Origin of the sequence: Photobacterium pectinilyticum, from assembly GCF_024357955.1 — a bacterium.
Lineage (GTDB): Bacteria > Pseudomonadota > Gammaproteobacteria > Enterobacterales > Vibrionaceae > Photobacterium > Photobacterium pectinilyticum.
Map to the genome: position 1 here is coordinate 1 of NZ_JANEYT010000122.1, position 9,971 is coordinate 9,971.

Annotated in this window: 9 protein-coding genes and 1 pseudogene; 5 read left to right on the forward strand and 5 right to left on the reverse strand. The window is 42.8% G+C overall.

The annotated features are described in order from the left end of the window. Positions 1 to 924: hypothetical protein (locus NHN17_RS24560; protein ID WP_255045298.1), on the forward strand; the 924-nt coding region annotated here is incomplete at its 5' end. 182 nt (positions 925 to 1,106) lie between these two features. Here the strand turns inward: NHN17_RS24560 and NHN17_RS24565 are convergent. Next, positions 1,107 to 1,310 (reverse strand): hypothetical protein, encoded by a 204-nt coding sequence (locus NHN17_RS24565; protein WP_255045299.1) that lies wholly within the window; start codon positions 1,308 to 1,310, stop codon positions 1,107 to 1,109. Between the two features lie 273 nt (positions 1,311 to 1,583). Here NHN17_RS24565 and NHN17_RS24570 point away from each other — a divergent pair, with 273 nt between their 5' ends. Then, on the forward strand, positions 1,584 to 2,177 hold the full coding sequence (locus tag NHN17_RS24570) for a hypothetical protein (RefSeq protein WP_255045300.1): 594 nt from the start codon (positions 1,584 to 1,586) through the stop codon (positions 2,175 to 2,177). Positions 2,178 to 2,740: 563 nt separating this feature from the next. Here the strand turns inward: NHN17_RS24570 and NHN17_RS24575 are convergent. Together NHN17_RS24575 and NHN17_RS24580 are read right to left on the reverse strand one after the other, a co-directional pair. Further along, entirely contained in the window at positions 2,741 to 3,169 is a 429-nt protein-coding gene (locus tag NHN17_RS24575) for a RidA family protein (RefSeq protein WP_255045301.1), read from the reverse strand. Next, positions 3,166 to 4,377 carry a pyridoxal phosphate-dependent aminotransferase gene (locus NHN17_RS24580; protein WP_255045302.1) on the reverse strand — a complete coding sequence of 404 codons (1,212 nt, stop codon included), beginning with the start codon at positions 4,375 to 4,377 and terminating at the stop codon, positions 3,166 to 3,168. Before NHN17_RS24580 ends, NHN17_RS24575 begins: the two co-directional genes overlap by 4 nt. Positions 4,378 to 4,532: 155 nt before the next feature. Between NHN17_RS24580 and NHN17_RS24585 the strand changes: the two genes are divergently transcribed. Both NHN17_RS24585 and NHN17_RS24590 read left to right on the forward strand, forming a co-directional pair. Further along, positions 4,533 to 5,426: a LysR family transcriptional regulator gene (locus tag NHN17_RS24585; RefSeq protein WP_255045304.1), complete on the forward strand. Its 894-nt coding sequence runs from the start codon at positions 4,533 to 4,535 to the stop codon at positions 5,424 to 5,426. Between the two features lie 198 nt (positions 5,427 to 5,624). Next, a complete protein-coding gene (locus NHN17_RS24590; RefSeq protein WP_255045305.1) occupies positions 5,625 to 6,440 on the forward strand; it encodes a phosphate ABC transporter substrate-binding protein in 816 nt (271 codons plus the stop codon). A 460-nt stretch (positions 6,441 to 6,900) separates the two neighbouring features. Here the strand turns inward: NHN17_RS24590 and NHN17_RS24595 are convergent, their stop codons facing one another. Next, positions 6,901 to 7,101, reverse strand: coding sequence for a transposase (locus NHN17_RS24595; RefSeq protein ID WP_373689595.1), 201 nt, complete (start codon positions 7,099 to 7,101; stop codon positions 6,901 to 6,903). Between the two features lie 354 nt (positions 7,102 to 7,455). Here NHN17_RS24595 and NHN17_RS24600 point away from each other — a divergent pair, with 354 nt between their 5' ends. Then, a complete protein-coding gene (locus NHN17_RS24600) occupies positions 7,456 to 9,339 on the forward strand; it encodes a metallophosphoesterase family protein (RefSeq protein WP_255045306.1) in 1,884 nt (627 codons plus the stop codon). Positions 9,340 to 9,479: 140 nt separating this feature from the next. Here NHN17_RS24600 and NHN17_RS24605 read toward each other — a convergent pair. Then, positions 9,480 to 9,971, reverse strand: a pseudogene (locus NHN17_RS24605) (IS5 family transposase); the annotation flags it as partial.

Consider the following 9,971-nt stretch of genomic DNA (forward strand, 5'->3'; position numbering starts at 1 on the left):
TGGAAGGCTCACGGCGAGGCTTTAACTCATGCATTCCAAGAAGGCATTGATGAAACGCTTGCTTTAAACGACAACATAAACGTCATTGCTGTTACACCGTTTGCCAGTGACCGTCCCGGCCATATAAGCGTTGATATCCGCACCGACCGCTATGGAGGAGATGAATATCATCTACCATGGCCCGAGGATAATCATCCAGATGTTGTTTACGATGATCCAATACACCGACTCGCAAGACCGAGGGCCGCACGTATTTATGAATATGCCAATCAATTTTTAGACACTAAAGGTGTCTTTACCTATGTTGTGGTTGATCTTGGAGCAGAGAAAGTAAAGATACCATTGGTTAAAAAATTGAAGCGTGAAAGAAACGGTGAAATGCAAGAGATGATAGTAGGTGATGACTATTTTTCCCGTTACATAAATGATGAGCGCCCAGCCACTTTCAGTTTGGACCTGTGTATCGATATCACAGAACGGCAAGCAGAATTAGCGGATACCATAAACGTATATTTAGATAGCGCTGTGAATGGTTTAACCGACCTCTCAAATGTGAAAACAGTGAAAACATGTCAAACACATCATTTTGATGAAAAACAAAATGATTTAACTTCAGATGAGAAGCGAGATCGGTACGGCTCCATGTCATATGCAGAATATGACAAGTACAAACGAGGAATAGACTCGTACAAAGAATGGTATTTCAAAACTCGTGATGCTTTTGCTAAAAGAGAGTATAGGAATAAAGGTCATATGGCTGAACTGAAAAATCTACGCGAGTTGACAAGAGATAAAAGAAACTGGTACGAAGTTACTCATCAGAGTATTGCGTTTCAATCTTCTTTTACCGAAGAAGAGAAAGAGGGATTAATCCGTCATAGCCGAAGTGAGATAGCCTTTTTTAGTGCGCTGATTGGCGAGTAGGTATAATTCCAATCGTTCATCCGGTTAAACCTCAATTATGGCATTGGGATGAAGACGAAAAAAGGTATAGGTAATTTACTTTGACCGCAACAGAAGATGAAAGGCATTTGGCTTCCATTTTAAGGTATCTAAAAGATTCCAAATAGGCCGACCTAACAATATGTTAGGTCAGCCTTTATTTTTTACTTTACTATATCGGCAGTTAACTCTGAAACCGTTTCAAAAGGACGAACCATAATGTAGCAAACCATCGCAATCACAGACGCCAAAAACGTTGCTCCATTATTGGTGTCGCCGTAGATAAACAAGCCACTAGAGACAACAAACACAAGCAACGGCAGAGCTTGCATTAGAAGGAGCTGAGATTTAGTACGAAAACGCTCCATGTATGCTTGCATTTGCTCGATGATTATTCAGCGCCAAGCGGTATTCCGCGACTTTATGCTCACAGAAAACGGTATCGTCTTACGTTAATAACCAACTTATTTACAGAGTTTACTGTCAGTGCTTCTGCAATAGTCATTTCGTACTTGTATTGGTGAGTGTAATCCCGTGAAACTGTTTTGTTGTTTGAAGATCACGCACATTGTGTCTTATTTTGATATGCTGTCCCCATCTGTTGTCATTGTTATTAATAACAATTGAAAGGAATCATAAAAATGAAAAAGCTTCTTACTTTATCTGCGATATCTCTAGCGCTGATCGGCTGTTCATCAGCTCCAGAGATCCCAATGGATGAGCGTGCACGCGCTGCAACGGATTATCAAACAGCGGTGACCAACTCTCAGCTTGCACTCATCCCGGACTGGTACCTAGATCCACCTAAGACGACATATATGAAGGGGATCTATGTAACATCGACTGCCGAAAGCTCAAATCTGCAGTTTGCTATGAACCAGGCAACATTGTTAGCCGAACAGCAGCTCTCACGTCGAATGGACGCGGTCATTGAAAGTTACGAGCTGTCGGAGGTCAATGAAAACAGCGGTAACCTTATCACTAGCTCAGAACAAACTATCCAAGTGTACATCGACCGTGCCTCACTATTTGGCCATGAAATTGATAAGCGTGAAGTATTTGCAGACCCGCACACCGGTAACTACCGTGTGTATATACTGATGTATTTACCGGCAAAGGCACAAATTGAATTGCTGAACAAAAAGATTACATTGGAAACCAATACACTTGAGGTTGAGCGACTACAACAATATGTAGCAGAACTTGAGCTTAACCTTCAAGCTGAAGATGCATAAATAATGCAATAATACGTTCAAGCGCTAAAAGCATATGACCCCAGCGTGCGATGACGATACATCAACTAAAGCGGTTGCTATCAAAGCCGCTTTCATCTGAGATCGGTTTAAGCCATCGTCATGAGCCCTGTTTTTCAGTGTTCGTGATATTGAGTGGGGGGGAATAGGTGTCCGGTTTGCTCCGGCGCATGCAGTCACCACAATGGGCCGTAAAAATAGAGTCATACCCTCTACTTAAAGCAGTTATATGGCTAATTCTGGAAATGATGTACAACGCCTCAATGTATATCAATCTGCTCTTACTGATGATATTGGGCTTTTGGGTTGTTCGGCAAAAGGTACTACCCAAACAGGTTCGTTGACCCTGAAGGAACGAGAGATACCCAGAAAGGTATTTCTAAGATAGAGCATTCTCGCCACCGGCGTCTATACGGCTCCATACTGAGCTTACCTAGCAGGTAAATCACCTACTGCTTGAAAACACCGCTAGAAAGGCCATCGGAAACGAAGATAATGGCATCGCATATATAAATATTTGCAACAATATCGATGCCATCAAAGATCTATCGTACCTTTGCAATCAACGAGATTTCAGCGGTTGCATCAGATGGCAATGAGGCCACGCCAATCGCCGCACGACTACCGATACTCCCAGGCCCCAACTTTTCGATTAAAAGCTCGGAAGCATAATCAGCAACAGCAGGATGCAAGATGAAATCAGGCTCCGTATTCAAAAATACATTGAGTTGTAGGACGGCTGATAAATGCTCTCCTTCTTTCAAACAACTCGTTGCGGCAGCCAAAGCATTGAGTGTAGACAAACGAACGGCCTCCCGATGAGATTCTATCGGAGCGCCACTTTTTATTTTCCCTGAATACATCAGTTCACCCGCTTTGCGGGGGGTCATGCCAGAAGTGTAAACAACATCCGCATGCCGAAGGGCAGGCAAGTACTTACCTTGAGGGATCGGCTGTTCCAGTTGCTTGTTCATCGACGGTAAATCTCCACCATTTTGACAATTCGTTCAGCTGCTGCGACTGCCGCAGCGTGATCCTGTGAGAAGTTTAATCGGATGCTATTAGTTAAACTGGGCTTAAATTCTGTTCCGGCCGTCACAATAACGTTCGCCTGATAACGAAGCAGCTTTATAAATGTGTGCAGTTCTACATTAAGTGGAGGCAACTGAGGGAAGAGGTAGCTACCCGCTTGTGGTGTTGCTACCGGAAAATCTGCCGCCCTAAAGATTGTCAATAGCTCATCTCGTATCGCCTCATGTTCCTCAATACGTTTCTCCATCCAGCCTTGAGGTTCTGAGAACCAAGTATCGAGTGCCGCTTGATTATAACCAGCAGCGCGTAGGGAAACGATCGCTTGCAGGCGCTCCATTCGCTCAATGATCCAAGACGTACCAAATGCGACACCAAGGCGGAAACCACTCAACGATTCTGTTTTCGACGGTCCCATAATAGTGATGAGGTTCTCGGGCCTTATTTCACAGGCACAAAGGTGTGTATAAACTTCTCCGCTATAAAGCAACCGGGAATATAATTGATCCACAATCAGGGTTACATCGTACTTGAACGCGAGTTCTGAAATCGCCGCAATAATCTCTGGCGAGTAGACAAAGCCTGTCGGGTTATTAGGTGTAGAGAAAACAAAAACTTTTGCACCATCCTTAAAAGCGTCTTCAATTCGGCTCAAATCAGGACCGTTCTCTGACGGTTTCCCTAGATAGTGAAGCGGGATCGGTACAACGATACCACCCAAAAAATTTACGATTTTCCGGTTGGCAAAATAGTCCGGTTCAACGATTGCAACTTTTGTCCCTTCAGTAACAGTTGCACCCAAAGCGAGAAAAAGAGCGCCTTGAGTGCCGGGAGTAATAATTAGCTCATTGCTTGCAGATACAGCATTGCCTGTAAATTGACCAAGGCGCGCAGCCAACCTTTCCCGTAATTGGGCCTCACCTCGATACTCGGTATATGCTTGCTTGCCCCCTTTTTCAAAGCCATCGCTCCATGCTTTTGACGATCCTGGAGTAGGAGGAAAGGCATCCACATCCCCGTGAGAGAAATCAACGAAGGCTCCACTCATTATATTTCCAAGCATTCTCGCTTTGAAATCATCATCCTTTTGCCTCACCTCTTGACCCGGTGCATTGTCTGCTTCAAGGGCCCTAAATTTTTCACTGAGATTCATCCAACTATCTCCTTTCTCTAATTTCCCTCACCGCAATGAGAAACCGTTGCTGAAAAGGGAAATACAGCGTTAAACCGTAAATAGGATAAATAAAATAACTGCAGAACTTCAAAAGACATAGTATGTTATTCTTTTTTCCAGCGTAAGAAATACTTATGGATGTTCGATTTTTGTCAAGCATAGTAGAGGTCGTAGAAGTCGGATCTATCGCAGAAGCAGCCCGGAACCAAAACTTGACATCGGCAGCAATTAGTCAACGGATCAAGTCCCTAGAAACGACACTGGGGTGCCAGCTTCTTAATCGAACAGGCCATTCAGCAAAACCAACGGCAAAATGTTTAAAACTCTTGCCAAGATTTAAGCGCATTATATCCGAGGTCGAGGCGATACCGGGAGATATCGACGAAGTGGGGCTATCAGGGGAACTGAGAGTTGGTGCGATATCAACGGTTTTATTGGGTGTCTTACCGAAAGTCCTCCAAGAGCTTTCATATACCGCCCCGGATTTGAAAATAAAAATCACGCCAGGGACATCCACTGACTTATATCGAAAATTAACTGACAAAAAAATCGACGTATCTTTAACGGTCAATCCACCTTTCGTTACACCTAAAAATATAAAAAAGGAAGTCATTTACTTTGAAGAACTTGGTCTAATTCACACTCACAAAAATGCTCCAAACCTTAAAGAACTGATTGCTTCACAGCCTTATATTCAGTATGACAAGCTATCTTGGGGGGGGAGACTGGTTGAACGTTACCTCTATGATAATCAATTGACAGTAACCCCTGTGTGCGAAATTGATTCGTTGGAATCTATTTCGATAATGGTCCAGCAAGGAATGGGCGTTTCACTGATACCTATGTGGAAAGGTATGAAAAACCTCTTCAACAACTTAGAAGTTATCCCGGTCAAGGATAAGCGTTATCAACGTCATATTACTTTACTTTCACACCTTCAAATAGGAAAAGAACCTTTGATAAAGGTATTCAATAAGGCGGTGCTCACGCAAGTTGGCGATAGCCGAAAACCTGATAGTGCTAAATAAAATATGGTGGCTTTATTCCAATGCGATATTCATAACGCAGTAATAATGGTGAAAAACCATTACCCAACACTCCCTATTTAACAACTTTTTTTGATTTATATCAAACTAACCCGTAACACGCTTTTATTGACATCAATCTGAAATATAGCTGTAGATAATACAAATGTAACACCTTCTTACACTTAATGGACGATTGAAATGAAGCATACCTTTATCGCTGCAACTCTTACTATTGCGGCACTCTCAGGTTCTGCATTGGCACAAGAAAACATATCTGCCGTGGGTTCAAGTTCCGTGTCGCCACTTATGGAAGTATTTGGTGAGACCTACCAACAAATACACCCTGAAGTCTTTATCGAAGTACAAGGCCCTGGCTCATCTGCCGGTGTTCGCGCAGCAAAGGACAAGTCTGCGGATTTGGGTATGGCATCCCGCGAGCTGGCATCGTCTGAAAAAGAAACTGATTTACACAGCGAAATCATTGCACGTGATGGCATTGCGGTTGTTGTAAATCCATCAAATAGTGTTGACTCTCTGACCGCACAGCAAATACATGATATCTATGCTGGCGATATCAAAAATTGGAAAGAAGTGGGTGGTGAAGATAAACCTATCGTTGCGGTTACACGCGACACCGCATCAGGTACACGTGGCGCATTCGAAGAGATCATGCAACTGACTAAAAAAATCAATGGTCAAAAAGTATCGGCTATTTCTCAACATGCACAAGTTTCTAATGGCAACGGCCACTCTAAAACAATGGCAGCTCAAAACCCATTTGCAATCAGTTATATCTCATTGGGGAGTGTTGATTCATCCGTTGTCCCCGTGACTGTAGATGGTACCCCAGCTTCTGTAGAGAACGTCAAGAATGGTTCTTACAAGGTTGCGCGTCCGTTCCAGGTACTTTACAAAGGTACCCCCAACACACGTACACAGCAGTTCCTTGATTGGATGCTCTCTGCTGAGGCTCAAGCGATTGTTGCTGATCAAGGCTATATTTCAATCAACTAAAACGAAACTATAGCACTGTATAATCAGTGGCAATTTGAGTCTATAACCACCGATTTATGTCGGTGGTTATTCTCACTACAAAGCGAGAACACATTTTACAACGATAGATGCATCATTGCTTATCCTGAAAGATTGACTGAAAAATCCCTGGCTCACATTGATGAGTGTGATAGTAATAGACAGTGATCATTATTTGTAGGTGCGGTTCCCAAAGAGAACTAACGGTATGCTTATGTCGAGCTACGCGGAGTAATTCAAGTAAAAAGCTGAACCATTAAACTGGTGAGGGACTATTCCATACGCGTAACTCCCGTAACTACATGACCCACAATTTTATTAAGTGACGGTAATATATAATTGTTCACCCTCAACAAACGACTTTGGGTAAAAGAATACGACTGAGCAACTGGGCCCTTAGATACTTAGCGGTAGTTCACCTCTCCCCTTCTAGCTCGCTTGCCTATGCTGTTGTAATTTGACTAACTAAATCGACACCCATTAAACCGAATAGAGAATCAATAAAACCCTGTAAAGCACGCAGCGGCAGCTTAAACTTTCCTTTCAACATGAGAGCTGTCTCTAACATAAAATCGCTGAAATAATTATATCTCTCTACGTCCTGAAGGAGGACCGCAATACCAATTGGTGACAGCATCATCATCTATTAAGTCAACTACACCGTTACCATGATTTCAGCAATGCCGAATTCGTTATATATACCAGAAACGAGACCAAGGTGGTCCGTTTTTTTATGTAAAAATAGAATTTATTTGGATTAGTCATTCTGTCTGCAACCAAATAAAAGTAATTGATTAAAATTGATGTTCGGTGGAAGATTATAACCTCTTATCCTTATTTAAAATCCCACATTTGGATGAAATGAAGGGTAGACACTAATTAATATAATAATCAACCTCACATAACCAAGGCGTAATTAAAATGTAACTCATCGAACATATAATATTAAAACCAACAAAAACTATAGTGGCTCTCCACTTATAAATGGAATTTAAAGATGTCAAAGATGTCACGTAAAACGTTATATATTTACACTAGTATTTTAATATCCTCTTTATCAATGACAGGATGTAACTCCTCCACAAAAACAGACGATGAGCATTTGGCTACTGATGTTAAAATTGCCATCCTCTCTGACGCACATATATATGATGCAAAACTCGGCGATGATGAACAAGGCGAATTTTTTCAAAAAGCAGTCAACTCAGACCGTAAAGCTTTCTTAGATAGTAAAACACTGCTTGATCTTACTATCGACCAACTAATTAAAAATGACACCCAGATTATCTTAATTCCTGGCGATTTAACCAAAGATGGTGAAATCATTAACCATGAATCATTTAGAGCGTCTCTACAACGCGCAAGGGATGAAGGGATTCAAGTTTTTGTTGCACCAGGAAACCACGATGTCAATAATCCATACGGATACTTATCAGAGCAGGCTGGTGAACTGACAGCAAAAGGCGCAGTTTATTTTGAGGGTAACCCTGAAGGTAAACAGCCAGGCAGCGTTGCGCCTTACATGAGTAACAGCTCTACCAATAATCGTAGCATTGCCAATTTCAATGAGTTTTATGCCGACTTTGGTTTCGATGCGGCTATAAATCAAGATGAAAGTTCATACTCTTATGTTGCAGAGCCTATGCCGGGATTATGGATTATGTCTATCGACCCGATGACCGCTTCTATCAAAGACGTGCAAGAAAAATGGTCTGCAAAGGATGAAAATTACACCAAAACAGGTGGCTCTTTCTATCTTCCCGAGCGCCAATCCACATTAGAGTGGGTTAAATCTGTTGCCACTGACGCAAAAAAACAAGGAAAAACTCTGCTCGCCTTTAGTCACATTGGTTTGATTGAACACTTTCATGGCCAAAATATGATCATGCCAGGTTACGTGATTGACAGCGAGCCGAACTCATTTAATGAAAACGTTGAAGGTTACTACGCAGAAGAATACGTTGACTACTACACAAATGAAACCAAAGAGTTTATTTACACTACTCGCTCAGAAGCAATATCGCAAGAGCTGGCTGAAGCGGGCCTAAATATGGTGTTTACCGGTCACTTCCACGCTAATGACATTGCTGCTCGCTACTATGATGATGGACATTGGCTTGTCGATGTTCAAACAGGATCGACGGTCAGTTACCCAGCCCCATATCGCATCATGGATCTCGATCTTGTTAATCAAGAGCTCACGATTGATATCGATAACGAATACTTAATGAGTTCAGAAGAAGTTAAAATTGACCTCGAAGAACTCGTTGATGAAATGAGTCAAAATATCCTAGCCGCGATGGGCTTTGATTTGCCAGACACAATATTAGTGCCTGTTAACGATACTATTTTGCGTAAAACAGTGGCTCGTACCATGCTTGATAGACTTAAGCGCGAAGAAGGCAACTGTACAGTTATCCGTCCATGTAAAGATGAAGAGTGGATCCCTAAACTTGAAGAGCATTTCCCAGAGGGAGTTACATGGGATGCACTTGATGCCCTTACGGTTGAAAAAATGATCGCCAAGGTACTCAAGCTTCACTATTTCGGCAATGAGATGGATAATATCGAGAAAGAAATTAGCCAAGCAGAGCTATACTTCCTCGACTGGGCATTAAATTATGCACTTGACTATCAAACAGACGAAGATTCTAACCGCGCAGTTCAACTGGCTAAGCACAATATTGAACAATCGCATGATGATATTGTATTTAGCTATAATGCTGGTCTTTATTTAGATATGAGTGGCATGCTCGGAGACGGTGTGTTAAGCCAAATATACGGCCTATTAGCTTCTGCAGGGCACGGTATGCTTTATGATCCAATACCCGATCACCGTGTCATTATTGACTTGCAAACAGGCCAAGTAACTCCAAACTAATCTTTCGCTGTGTGATTTAGCGATAGCAATAATGGTTGCGACACTCTTAACACGACAAGAGTGCCGCACTTTTTTGTTGGGTTATAATCATTCATGGCATTTGATATGGGCGTTGTTGATCAATTCATCCTCGGGACGGCTCAGCCCCAAGGGATTTTCTGGGGGTAGTTGACCATCTGACAAACAGGCATACCAAGTCCTATGACTCTGTTCATCGCCTTCACACCAGCCAACACCTCACCGACCTGGGCATCATAGTCACTAAGGCTCAACTTTTCGCTGATGAGTTGCTTGTAGCGCCCGCCCCCGGTCTCAGAAAGTGACCGTTGGTGGTAGTCGTTATCCTTTTTCCACTGCTTGATTTCACCGGCTTTTAGGGCTTTGACAGCCTCGTTGCGAGGATGACCTTCTTCCCAGTATCCTGCGTTTGAGCGCGGTGGGATCGTAGGTTTCGCTTTCTTCCTCTGCAGCAGCTTATGACACTCCTTGGTATCGTAGGCACCATCAGCAGAGACCTGCTTGAGACGGCGACGCAAAGGGTTCAGCAGGGTTGGCTGTCGCCGACATTGACCAGGCTGACTTCAGCAGCCACCACCTCGTGCGTATTGGCGTCGATGGCAAGGTGGAGTTTG